The sequence below is a fragment of the Janibacter hoylei PVAS-1 genome (genome assembly GCF_004025845.1).
Lineage (GTDB): Bacteria > Actinomycetota > Actinomycetes > Actinomycetales > Dermatophilaceae > Janibacter > Janibacter hoylei.
Genome location: NZ_PIPF01000005.1, coordinates 158527 through 175100, shown reverse-complemented (window position 1 = coordinate 175100; position 16574 = coordinate 158527). Strand labels below are relative to the sequence as shown.

General features: G+C 73.3%; 17 protein-coding genes and 2 riboswitches. Of the genes, 8 read left to right on the top strand and 9 right to left on the bottom strand.

Annotated features, from left to right (window positions below):
* Positions 1-36 precede the first annotated feature (36 nt).
* The 4 genes from CWN80_RS06040 to CWN80_RS06025 are packed head-to-tail and all read left to right on the top strand — an operon-like array spanning position 37 to position 3452.
* Positions 37-411, top strand: coding sequence for a hypothetical protein (locus tag CWN80_RS06040; RefSeq protein ID WP_007929411.1), 375 nt, complete (start codon positions 37-39; stop codon positions 409-411).
* A gap of 25 nt (positions 412-436) precedes the next feature.
* Positions 437-1210 (top strand): HEAT repeat domain-containing protein, encoded by a 774-nt coding sequence (locus tag CWN80_RS06035; protein ID WP_007929409.1) that lies wholly within the window; start codon positions 437-439, stop codon positions 1208-1210.
* A gap of 30 nt (positions 1211-1240) precedes the next feature.
* Positions 1241-3133, top strand: a complete 1893-nt coding sequence (locus tag CWN80_RS06030; protein ID WP_007929408.1) for an NHL repeat-containing protein — start codon at positions 1241-1243, stop codon at positions 3131-3133.
* A 10-nt stretch (positions 3134-3143) separates the two neighbouring features.
* A complete protein-coding gene (locus tag CWN80_RS06025) occupies positions 3144-3452 on the top strand; it encodes a GNAT family N-acetyltransferase (RefSeq protein ID WP_007929407.1) in 309 nt (102 codons plus the stop codon).
* A gap of 3 nt (positions 3453-3455) precedes the next feature.
* Here the strand turns inward: CWN80_RS06025 and CWN80_RS06020 are convergent, their stop codons facing one another.
* From CWN80_RS06020 to CWN80_RS06000, 5 genes are all read right to left on the bottom strand, one after another.
* Positions 3456-4865: a dihydrolipoyl dehydrogenase family protein gene (locus CWN80_RS06020; RefSeq protein ID WP_007929406.1), complete on the bottom strand. Its 1410-nt coding sequence runs from the start codon at positions 4863-4865 to the stop codon at positions 3456-3458.
* Between the two features lie 43 nt (positions 4866-4908).
* Positions 4909-5328, bottom strand: coding sequence for an ankyrin repeat domain-containing protein (locus CWN80_RS06015; protein ID WP_007929405.1), 420 nt, complete (start codon positions 5326-5328; stop codon positions 4909-4911).
* Between the two features lie 19 nt (positions 5329-5347).
* Positions 5348-6325, bottom strand: a complete 978-nt coding sequence (locus CWN80_RS06010; protein WP_007929404.1) for an intradiol ring-cleavage dioxygenase — start codon at positions 6323-6325, stop codon at positions 5348-5350.
* A 105-nt stretch (positions 6326-6430) separates the two neighbouring features.
* A complete protein-coding gene (locus CWN80_RS06005; protein WP_128277010.1) occupies positions 6431-7624 on the bottom strand; it encodes a winged helix DNA-binding domain-containing protein in 1194 nt (397 codons plus the stop codon).
* Positions 7621-8274 (bottom strand): class I SAM-dependent DNA methyltransferase, encoded by a 654-nt coding sequence (locus tag CWN80_RS06000; RefSeq protein ID WP_007929754.1) that lies wholly within the window; start codon positions 8272-8274, stop codon positions 7621-7623. The genes CWN80_RS06005 and CWN80_RS06000 overlap by 4 nt, the downstream gene beginning before the upstream one ends.
* A gap of 126 nt (positions 8275-8400) precedes the next feature.
* On the opposite strand from CWN80_RS06000, the gene CWN80_RS15520 reads away from it, so the two are divergent.
* Entirely contained in the window at positions 8401-9414 is a 1014-nt protein-coding gene (locus tag CWN80_RS15520; protein WP_007929755.1) for an excalibur calcium-binding domain-containing protein, read from the top strand.
* Positions 9415-9490: 76 nt separating this feature from the next.
* Positions 9491-10129: a class F sortase gene (locus CWN80_RS05990; RefSeq protein ID WP_007929757.1), complete on the top strand. Its 639-nt coding sequence runs from the start codon at positions 9491-9493 to the stop codon at positions 10127-10129.
* 9 nt (positions 10130-10138) lie between these two features.
* On the opposite strand, the gene CWN80_RS05985 is transcribed toward CWN80_RS05990, so the two are convergent.
* From CWN80_RS05985 to CWN80_RS05970, 4 genes are all read right to left on the bottom strand, one after another.
* The gene (locus tag CWN80_RS05985; RefSeq protein ID WP_007929759.1) at positions 10139-11878 is read right to left on the bottom strand and encodes an AMP-dependent synthetase/ligase; all 1740 of its coding nucleotides are present in this window, start codon (positions 11876-11878) and stop codon (positions 10139-10141) included.
* A 104-nt stretch (positions 11879-11982) separates the two neighbouring features.
* Positions 11983-12804, bottom strand: a complete 822-nt coding sequence (locus CWN80_RS05980; protein ID WP_007929762.1) for a C40 family peptidase — start codon at positions 12802-12804, stop codon at positions 11983-11985.
* A riboswitch (cyclic di-AMP (ydaO/yuaA leader) is annotated at positions 12803-12960 on the bottom strand. Its footprint overlaps the gene before it by 2 nt.
* Positions 12961-13275: 315 nt before the next feature.
* Positions 13276-14037 (bottom strand): C40 family peptidase, encoded by a 762-nt coding sequence (locus tag CWN80_RS05975; RefSeq protein ID WP_128277009.1) that lies wholly within the window; start codon positions 14035-14037, stop codon positions 13276-13278.
* Between the two features lie 6 nt (positions 14038-14043).
* A riboswitch (cyclic di-AMP (ydaO/yuaA leader) is annotated at positions 14044-14212 on the bottom strand.
* 97 nt (positions 14213-14309) lie between these two features.
* Positions 14310-14990: a GTP pyrophosphokinase gene (locus CWN80_RS05970; protein ID WP_007923839.1), complete on the bottom strand. Its 681-nt coding sequence runs from the start codon at positions 14988-14990 to the stop codon at positions 14310-14312.
* 117 nt (positions 14991-15107) lie between these two features.
* Here CWN80_RS05970 and CWN80_RS05965 point away from each other — a divergent pair, with 117 nt between their 5' ends.
* Together CWN80_RS05965 and CWN80_RS16000 are read left to right on the top strand one after the other, a co-directional pair.
* Complete coding sequence (locus CWN80_RS05965; protein WP_007923841.1) at positions 15108-15617, top strand: DUF4919 domain-containing protein; 510 nt, start codon at positions 15108-15110, stop codon at positions 15615-15617.
* A complete protein-coding gene (locus tag CWN80_RS16000) occupies positions 15614-16573 on the top strand; it encodes a GNAT family N-acetyltransferase (RefSeq protein WP_007923843.1) in 960 nt (319 codons plus the stop codon). Before CWN80_RS05965 ends, CWN80_RS16000 begins: the two co-directional genes overlap by 4 nt.
* The last annotated feature ends 1 nt before the right edge of the window (position 16574 follow it).

Genomic DNA, 16574 nt, shown 5'->3' with positions numbered 1-16574 from the left:
TGGTCGTGCCCACCCCGCCGACAGGAGGCTCCCGTCATGTCTCGCACTCCCTTCGCCCTGGTCGCCGTCATGCTGCTGCTCGCCCTCACCGCGTGCGGCGGCGCCGAGCCGGACGAGGGCGGGACGAGCGGGTACCCCTTCCGCCTGCGCATCGAGCCCGGCGCCGGCGGCGACCCGGTCAAGCTCCTCGCCGTGGAGGGCCAGAGCGTGGACCTCGGCGCAGGTGACGAGCCGCACACCCTCACCGTCGAGACCGTCGAGGGGGACACGGCGACCGTCACGACGAGCGAGCCGGTGACCTCCGACGGTGCCGAGGTCTCCCACGTCACCGTGACGAAGGGAGAGCCCGTCACCTTCACCGCCGGTGACGAGCAGTGGACGGTGACGTACGAGGAGATGTCGGTCGAGTAGCGCCGAGCCGGTAGCGTCGGTCGACGTGAGCGGCACTCCCTTCGACCAGGCCCTGCAGGCGGCGCGGCACGACGACCCCTCGGTGCGGCAGCGCGCCGCGCTGTGGCTCGGCACCCACGCCGACGAGACGGTGGCCGCCGACCTCGTGCGACTGCTCGTCACCGAGCCGGACTTCTACGTCCGCGAGACCCTGACCTGGGCCGTCGTCACCCGGCACACCTCCACCTACCCGTTGCTCGTCCAGGCGCTGCGCGACGACTCCCTCGCCGAGGGGCCCGGCCGGGTCCAGGTGCTCCACGCCCTGAGCAAGATCCGCCGGCCCGAGTCGGTCGCCGAGATCCTCCCCCTGGCCGACGACGAGGACGACGCGGTCGCGGCCAAGGCGTGGTGGGCGCTGGGCCGCATCGGCACCCCGGGCGCCGTCACCGCACTCGTCGACGCCCTGGGGGTGGAGGAGGAGTTCCGTCGCCGCGAGCTGACCCGCGCCCTCGAGCAGGCCGGAGAGGCCGCGGTCGAGGGCCTCGCCGGCCGCCTGTCCGACCCCGACAGCTCCGTGCGCCGGCACGCCGCCGAGGCGCTCCTGGGTATCGGTGACCCCGCGGCCCGCCCGGCCGCCCCGGAGCTCTTCCACGTCGTGGCGACGGACGACAAGGAGGTCGTGCTGCCCGCCGTCGAGGCCCTCGCCGCCCTCGATCTGCCCGAGGTCGACGACGTGCTGCGTCGGCTGCGCGACGGCGACGACGCCTGGCTGTCGATCACCGCTGGATGGTTGCTCACGGACCGGTCCGGGACCGCCTGAGCCGCCTGGGCTCACGCTTCAATGGGGCGCATGCGCTCCCGGACCCGACTCCTCCAAGCCTTGATCGGCCTGCAGGCCCTGCTCGTGGCCTCGCCGATCGCGACGATCGACAACCTGCTCACCTCGCCGCGGGCCGTCGGGGCCCAGGGCCGGCGCGCAGACCTGCCGGCGACGATCGCGTCGGGCCTCCCCTTCGTCGTGGCGCTGCTGCCCGTCGCCATGGTGGCGGTGGCCGTCGCCCTGCACCGGCGCACCACCGGCTCCCGCCGGGCCGCCGCCGTCCTCTCGGTCGTCGCCCTCGTCGTGGCCCTCGCGCCCGGCCAGCGCGGCATGACCACGGCGGCCCCGATCGTCCACGGCATCCCGCTCGCGGTCGTCGCCGCGGCGACCCTCCTCGTGCTCTGGCGTTCGCGCGCCGAGAGGACCCGCGAGCTCGGCCGCTCCCGCGCCGGTCGGGTCACCGTCGTCCTGCTCACCGTCTGGGTCCTCGTGCTCGCCGCGCTCGGGGCGAGCAGTCGCGCGATCCCCGTGGGGCCGCTGTCGAGCGCCCTGAGCACCGAGCTCGACGTCGATCGGGTCACCCCGCAGGGCGAGCTCGCGGGCGAGCCCGCCGAGCAGTCACCGCAGCTCGCGCCCAACCCCGACAGCAACATCCACGGCGACGCCGCGATGACCGACACCTACACCGACCGCGACGTCCTCGACCCGCGGCAGGCCCGGGTCATCCGACGTCACCTCGGCGGGGTGTGCGCCTCGGTCCTGCGCGACGAGCACGAGCGCCTCGTCGCGGTCTGTGTCAACGCCACCCGCGTGACGCTCAACGTGCTCGACCCCGACACCCTCGACGTGCTGGCCCGCGAGCACGTGGCCGACCGCCCCTTCCGGGCCGACTTCGCGACGAACTTCGCGGGCGGCGGCTACGCCGTCCTCGACGCCGACCAGCGCGTCGTCCTGCCGACCTCCGACGGTCGGATCACTCGGTGGCGGGTCGCCGACGACGCGGGCGACCCGCAGATCGCGCCCGTGGACGAGTTCGACATCAGCGACGGTCTCGCCGACGGCGAGGGCATCAACTCCGCCGTGCCCGGCACCGACGGACGGATCTGGGTCGTCGGGCAGCTCGGCTCGGTCGGTCTCCTCGACCCCGAGACCGGGCGCGCCGGGTGGACCCGGTTCGAGGCGGCGGACATCGAAAACTCCTTCGCCGTCGGCGCCGACGGCCGGGCCTGGGTCGTCACCTCCCGCGAGCTCGTCGCCCTGAGCGGGGAGACCGGCACACCGCGCGTCGTCTGGGAGCAGACCTACGACGCGGGGTCGCGGCGCAAGCCGGGGCAGACGAGCCGGGCCTCGGGCACGACTCCCACGCTCATGGCCGGTGAGCGGCACGTGGCCATCACCGACAACGCCGACCCGCGCATGCACGTCGTCGTCTACGACACCTCCGCCGGGGCAGGGGACAAGGAGGTCTGCCGCGTGCCGGTCTTCGCGCCGGACCGCAGCGCCGGTGACAACTCGCTCATCGCCATCGGCCGGTCCCTCTTCGTCGAGAGCAACTACGGGTACAACCTCTTCGACGCGACCTTCGGCCGGTCGACCCAGCCGGGCCTGACGCGCATCGACGTCACCGACGACGGCTGCGAGGTCGTGTGGGCCAACGACGAGATCCGCATCCCGTCGACGGTCTCCAAGGGGACCTCGTCCGGAGTCATCGCGACGTACACCAAGGAGGAGTCGGCCGCCGGCATCGACGCCTGGTACTTCACCGCGGTCGACGCGACGACCGGCGAGATCATGTGGCGTCGCCTGGCGGGCACCGGCTCGATGGTCAACAACCACTACGCCGCGACGTACGTCGGCCCGGACGGCTCGATGCTCGTGGGCGTGACCGGTGGGCTCGTCGCCCTCGTGCCCGAGCAGCCCTAGGCTGGCGAGCGTGGCCGACGTGCAGATCACCCACCGCCCCGACGAGACCCGTTTCGTCGCCGAGGTCGACGGTGCCCCTGCAGGCTTCGCCGAGTACCAGCTGACCGACGACCTCTACGTCTTCACCCACACCGAGGTCGACCGAGCCCACGAGGGCCTGGGGGTTGGTGGGGCGCTCGCGCGCGCTGCCCTCGACCACGTGCGGGCCGAGGGTCGCCGACGCGTGCTGCCGGTCTGCCCCTTCATCGAGGGGTGGATGGCGCGCCACCCCGACTACGCCGACCTCCACTTCAGGTCCCGCTCGACTGCCACCGACTGACGGTCAGGGGCGGCGCAGCCCCACGGGGAGAGCCTCGAGCAGGCGGAGCCAGATCTCACTCGCATCGGGGAAGCTCGGCACCGCGTGCCGCAGCACGTGCACGGGCACGGCGCCGGTGATGGCGATGGTCGCGGCGTGCAGCAGCTGGCCGGCGTCCGTCCCGACGAAGGTCGCTCCGAGGACCAGCCCGGTCTCCCGGTCGACGACGAGCTTGGCCCGTCCGGGCGCGTCGTCGCGCAGCAGCGCCGCGCCGCCGACCTGGGCGAAGGGGACGTCGCTCACCTCGACGTCGTGGTCGGCCTCGCGGGCCTCGGCCTCGGTCATCCCGACCCGGGCCACCTGGGGATCGGTGAAGACGACCTGCGGCACGGGCGCGTGCGCGGGCGCGGGTAGGGGGTCACGGCCGGTCGCGGCGGCGGCGATCGCGTCCCCCAGGACGCGAGCCCGGTACTTGCCCCAGTGGGTCAGCGGTGGCTCGCCGCTGGCATCACCGACGACGTGCAGCCACGGCGGCAGGTGCCCTGCGAGCACATCGTCCGCCGTGAGCCCGACGGCGTCGAGCCCCACGTCGTCGAGCCGGGGGCGGCGTCCGGTCGCGACGAGCACCTCGTCGGCCTCGACCGAGCCGCTGTCGGTGGCGACGGTGACCGGGCCACCGTGGATGCGTCCGACACCGGTGTCCTTCGCCGCCTCGCGGTGACAGGCGGTGACCGACGTGGAGAGGCGCACGTCCACCCCCTTCGCCTGCAGGGCCCGGCCGACCGCGGTGCCGGCGACGTCCTCCTGCCCGGCGAGCAGGCGCTCCCCGCGCACGAGCATCGTCACCCGGCTGCCGAGCGCCGCCATCCAGGTTGCGGCCTCGACCGCGACGACCCCGCCGCCGACAACGACGAGGCGGTCGGGTACCTCGGTCACGGCGGTCGCGTCGCGTGATCCCCACGGGTGCACGTCGGCGAAGGGAGCGGGCACGACCGGCACGCTGCCGGTCGCGAGCACCACCGCGTGCCGCGCCCGCACCCGGACCGGCCCGTCGGCGCCGGTGACCTCGACCTCGCGCTCACCCACGAGTCGTCCGTGCCCGCGGACCGGTTCGATGCCCAGCCCCTCGGCCCAGTGCACCTGCCCGGAATCGTCGAAGCCGCCGACCCACTCGTCGCGGCGGGCGAGCAGCCCGGCCCGGTCGACCTCGGCGGTCGTCACGCCGGCCAGGTGCGCCGTCGTGTCGGCGACGGCCACGGGGCGCAGGAGCGCCTTGCTCGGGATGCACGCCCAGTAGGAGCACTCACCGCCGTAGAGCTCGCCCTCGACGAGGGCCGCGGTCAGGTCGGTGCCCTCGATGGCGTACTGGGCGATGTTTTCGCCGACGGGGCCGGCGCCGATGACGACGACGTCGTACTCGCGGATCTGCGTCATGGGTCTCTCCCGGGGGCGTGGGGCAGGTGGTGCCGGTGTCGTCTCAGCGGTCGGGGAGCAGGTCGGTGCGACCGAAGGCCTCGGCCGTCGCCCGCGCCGAGGGCGCTCCGGCGTCGAGGTCGGCGCCGCGCTCGAGCAGTGCGGCCACGACCTCGGCCTCACCCTTGAAGACCGCGCCGGCGAGGGGCGACTGACCGCGCGCGTTGAGGGCGTCGACGTCGGCGCCGCGACGGGCGAGCTCGCCCACCAGGCTCGCCTGCCCGTGGTACGCGGCGAGCATGAGCAGGGTGTTGCCCGCCTCGTCGGCCAGGTCGACCGGGGCACCGGCGTCGAGGTAGGGCACGAGGCCGTCCACGTCGCCGGTCCGCGCGAGGTCGAGCAGGCGGTGGGCGAGCGCGACCGCCTCGTCCTGCGGCTGGTCGGCCCCTGTGGCCCGGGCGTAGGCGTCGTCGACGTCGCTCATGCGCCCAGTCTGCCCGGCGTCACCCCTGCGAGGGCGGCTGACCGCCCGACGGCGGCTGACCGCCCTGGCCACCCGAGGGCGGCTGGCCGCCGCCACCGCCCATGCCGCCACCCACGCTGGGCTCGGTCGTCGTGTCGACGTGGACCGCCAGGCTGGCGGTGTACCCCTTCGAGACGCTCCCGGTGATCGTGGCCAGCTGCTGGTCGAGGCTGTCGGCGAAGATCCCGTCGTCCTCGACCGAGCCGACGCCCTCGAGGTTGCGGGTCGACCCGTCGTACTCGTCGCGGGCGTAGACCTGGGTGAGCATGTCCTGCGGGAAGGCGACCTGCGAGGTCGCGATGACGTTGTCGACGTCGGTCGCGGAGTCGACGTCGGGGTAGACCTCGAGGTGGATGTGCGGCCACCGACCGGAGTAGCAGCCCGGCACGATGGTCGTGAAGCTCACCCGGCCGTCGTCGTCGGCGACCTGCACCCCGCGCAGCCAGGTCTGGTCCTCGACGCCCTGGGTGTACATCGAGTAGCGGCCCTGCGCGTCGCAGTGCCAGATGTAGACGGCCGCCCCGGCGAAGGGAGCCCCCTGCGCCATGTCGGTGACGGTGAAGTCCATCGTCAGCGGGACGCCAACGACGCGGTCACCGCCGTCGAGGCTCGTCGTGATGTCCTGCCGGACGATGCCCGACTCGGAGAGGACGTTGACGTCGTCGACGGTGCCGTCGGCGGGGTAGGGGCCGTTGGTCTCCTCGGGGATCTCCGTCGACGAGCCGGCGCTGCTCGTCGCGGACCCCGAGGTGGCGCTGCTCGTCGACGAGCCCGATCCGTCGGCACCGCACGCGGCGAGCGCCGCCGAGCCGAGCCCGAGCCCGAGGACGCCGAGCGCCCGACGGCGCGTGAGCAGGGTCGCGACGTCAAATCCGGCGCCCTGGTCGACGAGCTCGTCGTCGGGGCGGGGGAGGGCCCGGCCCTCGTAGGTGGGGCGGGTGCGCTGCTGGCGGGTCATGGTCGGCTCCTGACGTGGTGGTCGCTGCACGAGCAACACTCGCGGCTCGCACCGTGGCGGTGCTGTGGGCTCCCTGTGGCCCTCCTGTGGCGGGTCGGGAGCCGATCAGGGCAGGGGCTCGCCCTTCATGAGGCGGGACGAGTAGACGTTGGTGATCCGCACCCCGTCGAGCATGGCGGTGAGCCGCGCCGCCTCGGCGGCGAGGGCGGACCTCCCTTCGCCGGAGAGGTCGGTGCCCGGGCACTCGACAACCGAGACGACCCCGTCGTCGTCCTGGACCCAGGCGCCGACGATCCGCCCCTGCCACCACGCGGTCGTGCCGCCGTTGCCATTGCTGTCGAAGAGCAGGTCGCGGTGGGCGGGGTCGAGGTACCAGTCGCGGTGCTTCCACCCCATCGTCGTCGGGTCGAGGGTCGGCAGCAGCGCGGCCCACGGCCCGACCTCGTCGACCGGGTCGAGGTCGTCCGGCAGGAGCCACCCGGTGCGGCCGCCCTCGAGGTCGACCTCGACCGCGCCGACGTCCTCGAGGGCGGTGCGGGTCGCTCCCTTCGTCGCGCCGAGCCACCACTGGACATCGTCGAGCGTGCCCGGGCCGTACTGCTCCAGCCACCGCCGGACGAGCTCGGCGTAGCCGGCCGCGAGGTCGGGGACGCTGGGCTCCTCCCCGAGCCACGGGGCCATGAGGGTCCACGCGGGCTTCGACAGGCGCCAGTGGCCGGCATTGGGCCCGCGGGTGATCCGCCCTTCGGCGCCGAGCCAGGTGAGCACGCGGGGTGCGAGGTTGAAGGTGCCGCCGTAGCGCTTGCCCTCGTCGACCGTGATGGCGCCGGTGAGCTCGGGCAGCTCGGCGCGCAGCGTGGCGGCCGTGAGCGCCTCGCCGCCGGCCAACCGCCGCTCGACCGCCGCGCCCGCGGTCGCGAGCCAGGCCTCGCCGTCGTCGGCGATGCCGTGGCGGGCGGCGTCGCGCGAGACGAGCCGGTGCTGCTCGGGCGCGATCCGGCCGCGGGCGACGGCGAGCGCGGCGGGCAGCAGGTCGCGGGGGAAGGCGAAGAGCGTGCGGCGCATCGCCAGCTGCTTGACGATGCTGCGGTCGTCGTAGAGGGCCCCCTCGACGTCGGAGGGGGTGACCCCCGTCGTCCGTGCCCCCACCGCGAGGTGCACGGTGGCCGCCTCCGTCGCGTGCAGGCAGACGACCGCCCGGGCCGCAGCCACGACGTCGTCGGCCCGGTGCTCGGGGTGGAGCGCCTGCCGCGTCGTGAGGCGGGCGCGCCGCTCCGCATCGGTGACGAGCCGGGTCATGGGCGTCGGCCGACCGCGAGGAAGACCGGGTACCCGCGGCCTCCCTTGACGACCCGGCCGGCGTCACCGACGGTCACGTCGGCGAAGCCCGCGGACTCGAGCCGCGCGGCGACCTCGCTGCGGTCGAAGCCGTGGTGCCCGCCGAAGTCGTGGTCGTGGAAGCTGCCGTCCTCGCGGTCGAGGTCGGCGACCGCGACGTGCCCACCGCTGTCGAGGAGCTGGGCGAAGCCCGAGAGGACCCGGTCGAGCTCACCGACGTGGTGCAGGACGTTGGAGGTGACGACGAGGTCGAAGCGCTCCGGAGGCACCGGCTGGGCCTCGAGGTCGAGGCCCCACACGCGTGTCGGCGAGGGCAGCCTGCCGTCGGCGGCCTTGTCGGCGAGCACACGCCGCATCCCCGAGGAGCTGTCGACGAGCGTCACCTCTGCCTCCGGCAGGTGCGGCAGCAGCGCCGTGGTCACCAGCGCGGTGCCGGCGCCGTACTCGAGGAGCCGGACGCGCGGGCGAAGGGGGACCCTCGCCGCGATCGCCGCCGCCACCTCACCCGACTGCCGCTGCTTGTCCGGGTCGTCGTCCCAGGTCGCCGCCTTGTCGTCGAAGTGCGTCCCATCGCCTCGGTGCTGGTGGTGCCCCTCGTGAGTCTCGCCCATGGGCCCAGCCTGCCAGCCGCCACCGACGGCGGGGCTTCCCGGCTGACCCCGGGCGGGTATATCTTGCCGATCACCGGCGCGCCCGCGGGGGGAGCGCCTTGTCGCTTCGTCATGGGGAGAGCAGACGTGCGCACCATCGTTGCCAGGACCACCATCGCCGGACTCATCGCCTCGGGCGGCCTCGCGCTGACACTCGCCACTCCGGCGTGGGCTGCCGCGCCGACCGACCTGTGCACACCGGGCGCCAGCTTCACGCTCACGAGCGCCGAAGGGGTCGATCCCGCACTGGTGACCTCGGTGCGGGAGGCACTCACGGCGCGCGGGCTCTCGGTTGCGGCCGACGATGCCGACCTCACCGCGGTCATCGCCCCGGCGGCCGAGATCGTCGAGGGAGGCGATGCATCGGTCATGGCGGTCGCGCTGACTGCCGGCGAGCTTGATCCGTCGACGGCGGAGGAGGGCACCGACTGGGCTCCAGCGATGTGGACGGATGGTGCTACGCCGGTCAACGCGCTGCTGAATGCGTCGTGCGGCTCGCCCATGGCGGCCGACGAGCAGGACGGGTCCGGAGATGGGGTCGGCGAGGCCGCCGCCGCTCCCGCCGCCGCCCCTGCCACGGTGGCTGCCGCGCCGGCGACTCCTCCTGCCACGGCAGCCGCCGCCCCAGCTGCCCCGGCACGGGGCGCGGTGCCAGCGGCTCCAGCTGCCGCAGCGGCCCCGCAGGCGGCACAGGCTCCGGCTGCCGCTGCGGCACCGGCAGCTCCTGCCGCACCGGCCACAGCTCAGGCGCCTGCGGCGCAGTCGGCTCCCGTGGCCGCAGCTGCCCCGGCTCGGTCGACCGTCCCGATCGGTGACAAGGACTGCAAGGACTTCATCTCGCAGGCCGAGGCGCAGGTCTTCTTCACCAGCCAGGGTGGCCCCGCCGTGGACCCGCACCGGCTTGATGCCAACAACAACGCCGTGGCTTGCGAGGCCCACTTCGGTACCGACAGCTCCCAGGCGTCCCAGCGCAGTCAGGCCCGCACGATCAACGCCGGCGTCCCGGACGTCGCCGGCCCGAACGTGCTGGGTCTGCTCGGCGGCGGCCTGCTCGTCCTGAGCGGCCTCGGGGTCGCCGTGCGGGCCCGTCGCGCCGACTGACCGGGCGGGCCGCAACCTGAGACGCCTCGTCCTGCTGCTCGTCGCCTTCGGCCTCGTCGCCGGGGGCGCAGGGCTGGTGCGGTGGTCGCTCGCGGGGGGCGATGAGCCCGCCGCGGCGCCGGTCCCGAGCCGGACCTACGCGGTGGCGTCACCGACACCGGACACGACGCGTACGGCGACCGTCGACGCGATCCCGGACGACCCGGCCCCGGCGACGAGCGCTTCGTCCAGTGCGTCGAGCCCCGGCCTCGTCATGTCGCCCGAGCGGATGGGGCCCGACCGGCTCTATGTGCCGTCGCTCGGGATCTACGCCAGTCTCGACGGGGTGAAGTTCAGCGGCGGCTCCTTGGCCATCCCTCGGGAACCGTGGCGCGTGGGACGCGACGTGTGGTCGGCCCCACTGGGCGGCGGCGCGGGGACCACCCTGCTCGCTGGTCACGTCGACCTGTCAGGTACCCCGGGAGCTCTGGCCCGACTCAGCGAAGCTCGCGCCGGCGCACTCGTCTACGTCACCGACGGCGCAGGGAGGCGCTCGGCTTTCGTCACGACGAGTCTGCAACGCTACTCCAAGGTGTCGCTGCCTCGATCGCTCTTCGCCGTGGACGGTCCCCGCCAGCTCGCTGTCGTCACCTGCGGTGGCCCGGTGATGACGATCGACGGGGAGCAGCACTACCGGGACAACGTCGTGCTCACGGCCGTGCCGGCCGACGTCTGAGGCCGGCCGTCAGCGTCGGCTGTAGAGCCCCTCGATCACGTCGGCGCGCTGCTGGGTGATGACGTGCCGCTTGAGCTTTTGCGTCGCTGTGAGCTCGCCGCTCTCCTCGGTGAAGTCGTCGTCGAGGACCACGAAGCGCTTGATCCCCTCGGCCTTGGACACCAGGGCATTGGCCTCGTCGACGACCTGCTGGAGCTCGGCCTGCGGGTCGGCGGGTCGCTCGCGCTCGGGGTCGAGGGTGATGAGCGCGCCGACGAAGGGGCGTCCGTCGCCGACGACCATGGCCTGGGAGACGAGGGGGTGGGTGCGCAGCACGTCCTCGAGGGGGCCCGGGGAGACGTTCTTGCCGCCGGCGGTGACGATGATCTCCTTGGCCCGCCCGGTGATCGTCAGGTAGCCATCGTCGTCGAGCGTGCCGAGGTCGCCGGTGGCGAACCAGCCGTCGACGATCGCCTCGCGAGTGGCCTCGTCGTTGCCCCAGTAGCCGTCGGTGACGACGGCGCCACGGACGCTGATCGCCCCGTCGTCCGCCACCCGCACCTCGTTGCCGGGCAGCGGCCGCCCGACCGTGCCGACGCGCTGGACGCCCGGGCCGTTGACCGTGATGGCCGCGCAGGTCTCGGTGAGGCCGTAGCCCTCGTGGACGGGCACGCCGACTCCGCGGAAGAAGTGCCCGAGGCGCTCGCCGAGCGCCCCGCCACCGCTGATGACGTACTCCATCTCGCCGCCGAGCGCGGCGCGGACCTTGGTGTAGAGCAGTCGGTCGAAGACCGCGTGCGCGAGGCGCAGCGGCAGGCTCGGGCGACCCTCGCCCTCGCCGATGGCGCGGCTGCACGCGAGGGCGACCTGCTCCCCCTTCGTGAAGACGACGGCGGACACTCGCTGCCCCGAGGCCTGGCTGCGGACGCCGTCGTGGACCTTTTCGAAGACGCGCGGCACGCCGACGACCATGTGCGGGCGGAAGGAGCCGAGCTTGTCGACGATGCTGCCGAAGTCCGCCCAGAAGCCGACCGTCGCGCCGGACTGGGCGGCGATGTAGGCGACCGATCGGGCGAGGACGTGGGCCATCGGCAGGAAGATGAGGATACGCCGCCCCGGTCGGCCCACCGAGCCGATGGGGTGGTCGAGGCACCCGGCGACCTCGGCCGCGAGGTGACGGTGGGTGAGGACCACGCCCTTCGGCCGGCCGGTGGTGCCGGAGGTGTAGACGATGCCGGCGAGGTCGTCGAGGGTGACCGCGTCGCGACGCTCGATGACGCGCGCTTCGGGCACCTGCCGGCCGCGCTCGCCGAGGACCTCGAGGGCGTCCTCGTCGATGACGAGCACCTCGACGTCGAGCCCGAGGCCGCGGGCGGTCTCGGCCTGGTCGGCCGTGCCGACGAGCAGCAGGCGGGCGCCGGAGTCGCGCAGGATCCACTCGAGCTGCCCGGCCGAGGAGGAGGGGTAGACGGGGACGGTGCCCGCGCCGACGGCCCAGACAGCCTCGTCGAGCAGCAGCCACTCGTAGCGGGTGTCGGCCATGAGCGCGACCCGGTCGCCGGCCTCCACGCCGCTCGCGACGAGCCCGCGGGCGGCGGACGTCAGGGCGACGAGGTGGTGCCGTGCCGTGATGGTCTCCCAAGCGTCGTCGACCCAGCGGGCGAAGGACGGATGGGCGGGCTCCTCGTGCGCGCGACGCCAGGCGCGAAGGGGGAGCAGGTCCGCCTGGGTGAGCTCGAGCGGGCCTCCGGTGGCGTGGGTGCGGGTCACGGCCGGTCTCCTCATGGTGCGACTACAAGTGTAGAAGTCTAGTGTCTCACGACACGACGCAGGCCCACGACCGCTGGGGTCGGGGGCCTGCGTCATCGCATCGCTCAGAAGCGGCCGTAGGACACGTCGTCGGTCCAGATCTCGCGCTCGGTGACGCCCGTGCTCGAGTTGCCCGCGTCGAGGATCTTGCCGTCGCCGGCGTAGATCCCGTTGTGGTACGCAGGGTTGCCGAAGAAGACGATGTCGCCGGGCTGCGGGTCGGAGACCGGGGTGGCCGCCGCCTGCTGCTGGTCGGTCGTCCGCGGCAGCTCCTTGCCCGCCTTGTCGTAGACGTACTGGACGAAGCCGGAGCAGTCGAAGCCGGACGGGCTCGTGCCGCCCATGACGTAGGGCGAGCCGATGAGGCTGCGGGCGGTGCTGACGATCGAGGAGTCGGAGGTGCTCGCGGTCGAGATCTCCGCGGTGCCGCCGTCGGTCGAGGCCGCCGCGGTCGCCTGGCCGCTGGTGGAGCCGCTCTCGGTCAGGCCCATCTCGGAGCCGGTCTCCGGGCCCACGACGCCGTCGGCGGCCAAGCCGTGCTCGGCCTGCCACTGCGTGACGGCCTGCTCGGTCTCGGAGCCGAAGACGCCGTCGGCGCTCACGCCGACCTCGTCCTGGATCTGCTCGACGACACCGCCGGTGTCGCCGACGCGGACGATGTCGGTGAAGCTGCTGGAGCTGCTCGTCGAGTCGCTGCTCTGCGCGCCGCCGGCGGTCGAGGACTGCGTCGTCGGGGCCTGCGGCCCGCCGTTGGCGGAGGCGCTGCCGGCGAAGGCGGTCGAGGCGCCGAGGCCGAGGGCCGTGGCCGCGAGGACTCCGGCGCCGACGCGGGAGGCGGCGGCGCGGGCTCGGGGTGCGCCGTGACGCGGGGTGTGGAAGGTGATCATGCTGTGTCTCCTGGCGCCTGCGGAGTTAGCTGTCGGGTTGGGGTGGAGACCACCCCGTCCGATGGCTCGGCAGGGGCCGAGCCGGTGGACTTCACCCCGAGGCCTCGCGGCCAGAGGTTGGGTCCTCCGCTCCCACCGGTTCTGCAGGGGATCCGTCGGGGTGGTGGGACTCGGCGTGCCCCGACGGTGCCCGACATGCGTCCGGGCCGCGGTCGACCATAGATCACATGGTCACGGATTGGTAACGCGCCCCGGCTGCCCGCCCTCTCCTACCCCGCCGCTCCCACCCCGCATTTCCCTAGGCAGATACGGGCGGGGGTGCGCATTTCCCTAGGGAAATGCGGGCTGGGGTGGCCGTCAGGGGGGTGGGGTGGTCATTTCCCTAGGGAAATGCGGTGGGGTGGCATGACGAAGGGCGGTCCCGACCGTGGTCGGGACCGCCCTTCGTGGCGTACGGCTGGGCCGGTCGGATCAGACGCGGCCGTAGGTGACGGCGCTGGTCCAGATGGCGCGCTTGGTCGTGTCGACGCGCGAGTTGCCGGCGTCGTACATCTTGCCGTTGCCGGCGTAGATGCCCACGTGCCACGCCGGGGCGCCGAAGAAGACGAGGTCGCCGGCGCGGGGCGAGGAGACGCGGGACGTGGAGCGACGCTGCTGCTCGGCCGTACGCGGCAGGGTCTTGCCGTGGCGGGCGTAGACGTAACTGGTGAAGCCCGAGCAGTCGAAGCCGGAGGGCGTCGTGCCGCCGGAGCGGTACGGGGTGCCGACGAGGCTGGAGGCGGTCGAGAGGACCGAGCTGCTGGAGACCGAGCGGGTCGAGGTGCGCGAGGAGCGGGTCGAGGTCGAGCGGCTGCTCGACGACTTCAGGCCCATCTTGGTGCCCGTGCGCGGACCGACGACGCCGTCGGCGGCCAGGCCCTTGCGCTTCTGCCAGCGCTTGACGGCCGCCTTGGTCTTCGGGCCGAAGACGCCGTCGGCGGTCACGCCGACCTTGCGCTGGATCTGCTTGACGACGGTGCCGCGTGAGCCCTGCTTGACCAGACCGGAGAAGGAGGCCTTGGCGGTGGCCGACTGGGTCGACTGCGTCGCGGGGGCGGCGGTCGCGCTCTGCGCACCGGCGGTGGCGGTACCGAGGCTGACGGCCGCGACGGCGACCATGGTCGCGCCCGCACGCTTGCCGGTCTGGGAGGACTTGCTGGGGGCGCGGTGGCGCCCGGTGTAGAACATCGACATGGCGAACTCTCCTGCGCCTACGGAGTTAGCTGTCGGGTTGAGGTGGAGAAGCACCCCGCCCTTCCGGTCCGAAGACCGAGAGGACTGCACCCCAAGGCACGAGTGCCGTGGATCGGTGGGTCCCCCGCTCCTGCCGTGACGTGTCAGGGGCCATTCGGGCTGGCAGGATTCGGCGACCCGGTGGCAACCCCCGTGTGTGGGGTCGGGAGAAGAGTAGGGCATGTGGACACGAATTGGTAACAGGGCCTGTGGACGGGATGCCCGGGACCTGCTCAGTCCCCGTGCACCGCCCGGTGCAGCTGCGCCATCTCCTCGTCCATCCGGGCCGCCGTGCCGGCCGCGTCGGTGATCCGCTGCCGCAGATCGGCCGGGACGTCCCCTTCGTACTTGTAGAAGATCTTGTGCTCCGTGCTCGCCCAAAAATCCATGGCGACCGTGCGGAACTGCACCTCGACGGGCACCTGCACCGGACCCGAGGAGAGGAAGACGGGGATCTCGAGGATGACGTGCAGCGAGCGGTAGCCGTTGGGCTTGGGGTTGGCGATGTAGTCCTTGACGACCCGCACCGTGATGTCCGGCTGGTCGGTGAGCGCGGCCATGAGTCGGTAGACGTCGGCGACGAAGGAGCAGATGACCCGCACGCCGGCGATGTCGGTGATGTGCTCGCGCAGCTGCGGGATGTCGAGCTCGACGCCCTGACGCGCCGCCTTCTCGAGGATCGACTCGGGGGACTTCACCCGCGTCGAGATGTGCTCGATCGGGTTGTCGAGGTGCAGCTCGGTGAACTCCTCGCGCAGGATCTCCAGCCGGGTCGCGACCTGCTCCATCCCGAAGCGGTAGCCGAGCATCATCCGGGTGAACTCGTCGCGGATCTGCGCGAACCGTCGGATCGCCTCCTCGGGCAGCACGGCGGTCGGCTCCGTGGGCGGGGGCGCGGCGGTGGGCTCGGTCATGGCGTCTCCGGGATGGGGTGCGTGACAACCCTAGGCATCGTGTCTGGGAGCCAGCCGAGCGTGGCCTGCACTCCCGCGCGGCGGATACGGTCGGGGCAGACCACCCGAGGAGGGACGATGACCGAGGCCCACGCCCAGACGCTGCGCGAGCTCGTGACGCGGTACCTGACCGAGCAGACTCCCGCCAACCTGGCCGCGCTGCGCCACGCGGTGCGGTCCTCAGGCAGCTTCGACCCCGACGTCGACCTGCGGGGGGTCATCCCGCTGCTCGAGGCGGGGCGTCACCGCGAGGCGCTCGACGCGGTCCACGCCAAGATGCCCGGTGCCGCCCTCAACCCCCTGGCCCACCGCCTGCTCGCCGCAGCGCACGAAGCGCTGGGTGATGACGACGCCGCCCGTCGCGAAGCCACCCTGCACACGCTGTCCGTCGCGAGCGTCCTCGCCACGGGCGACGGCACGCAGGAGCGCCCGTGGTCGGTCCTGCGCGTCGCCGACGAGTACGACGTCATGCGAGCGAAGGGGGTCACCCCCCGTCGTCAGGCCACGCGCACCGTCGACGGTCGGGTCGTCGACGTGCACGAGGTCGTCGACGGCCCGGACGTGTGGTTCGTCCTCGACCCGGCATGACGGGTTCGACCTCGCTGCTGCCGATCACCACGGAGCGGCTGCTGCTGCGGCCATACACCCACGCCGATCTCGACGCCAGCCTCGCGTACTACGGCGACCCGCAGGTGGCGCATCACCTGCTCGAGCCCCCGTGGACCCCGGCCATCGCCCGGGAGCGCATCGCCGAGCGCGTCGAGCGGACCGGGCTCGACGGGCCACGACGGAGGCTGGCCCTCGTCGTCGAGCACGAGGGGCGAGTCGTCGGTGACGTCGCACTGTGGGCCAGGGACGCCAGCGGAGCCACGTGCGAGGTGGGCTGGGTCTTCCACCCCGACGACGCCGGGCGGGGTTTCGCGACGGAGGCCGCCGCGGCGGTGCTCGACCACGCCTTCGACCACCACGGCGTGCACCGCGTCGTCGCCGAGCTCGATGCCCGTAACCTCGCCTCGGCCGCGCTGTGCGAGCGCCTCGGCATGCGTCACGAGGCCACTCACCGGCAGGACCTCTTCAGCAAGGGCGAGTGGACCGACACCCTCGTCTACGCGGCGCTCGCGAGCGACCGGCCCCGTGAGGTCGGTGACGCGATCGTCGTCAGCGCCGTCGACCTGCGCGATGCCGGAGGGCGGGTGCTCACGGTGCGCAAGCGTGGCACCGCCGCCTTCATGCACCCCGGCGGCAAGCCCGAGCCGGGCGAGACCGCCGCGCAGTGCGCGCTGCGCGAGGTCGAGGAGGAGCTCGGCCTCGTGCTCGACGCGGAGCGCCTCGAGCTCGTCGCCGTCCACCGCACCGCGGCCGCCAACGAGGCGGGGCGACCGCTCATCGCGAGCGTCTTCCGGCACCCGCACCTGTCGCACGTCACGGGGCCGGTCGTGCACCCGGCCGCCGAGATCGACGAGGTCCGCTGGACGGCCGTCGACGAGCCGCTGCCGGACGACGTCGCGCCGCTGCTCCGCTGGCTCGTCGACCGGGAGACGTGAG

Coding starts and splice junctions, on each gene's coding strand:
- CWN80_RS06040 (WP_007929411.1), top strand. CDS start 37: ATGTCTCGCACTCCCTTCGCCCTGGTCGCCGTCATGCTGCTGCTCGCC.
- CWN80_RS05965 (WP_007923841.1), top strand. CDS start 15,108: ATGACCGAGGCCCACGCCCAGACGCTGCGCGAGCTCGTGACGCGGTAC.
- CWN80_RS16000 (WP_007923843.1), top strand. CDS start 15,614: ATGACGGGTTCGACCTCGCTGCTGCCGATCACCACGGAGCGGCTGCTG.
- CWN80_RS06000 (WP_007929754.1), bottom strand. CDS start 8,274: ATGGGCGAGACTCACGAGGGGCACCACCAGCACCGAGGCGATGGGACG.
- CWN80_RS05980 (WP_007929762.1), bottom strand. CDS start 12,804: ATGATCACCTTCCACACCCCGCGTCACGGCGCACCCCGAGCCCGCGCC.
- CWN80_RS06020 (WP_007929406.1), bottom strand. CDS start 4,865: ATGACGCAGATCCGCGAGTACGACGTCGTCGTCATCGGCGCCGGCCCC.
- CWN80_RS06030 (WP_007929408.1), top strand. CDS start 1,241: ATGCGCTCCCGGACCCGACTCCTCCAAGCCTTGATCGGCCTGCAGGCC.
- CWN80_RS06005 (WP_128277010.1), bottom strand. CDS start 7,624: ATGACCCGGCTCGTCACCGATGCGGAGCGGCGCGCCCGCCTCACGACG.
- CWN80_RS05970 (WP_007923839.1), bottom strand. CDS start 14,990: ATGACCGAGCCCACCGCCGCGCCCCCGCCCACGGAGCCGACCGCCGTG.
- CWN80_RS06010 (WP_007929404.1), bottom strand. CDS start 6,325: ATGACCCGCCAGCAGCGCACCCGCCCCACCTACGAGGGCCGGGCCCTC.
- CWN80_RS06015 (WP_007929405.1), bottom strand. CDS start 5,328: ATGAGCGACGTCGACGACGCCTACGCCCGGGCCACAGGGGCCGACCAG.
- CWN80_RS05975 (WP_128277009.1), bottom strand. CDS start 14,037: ATGTCGATGTTCTACACCGGGCGCCACCGCGCCCCCAGCAAGTCCTCC.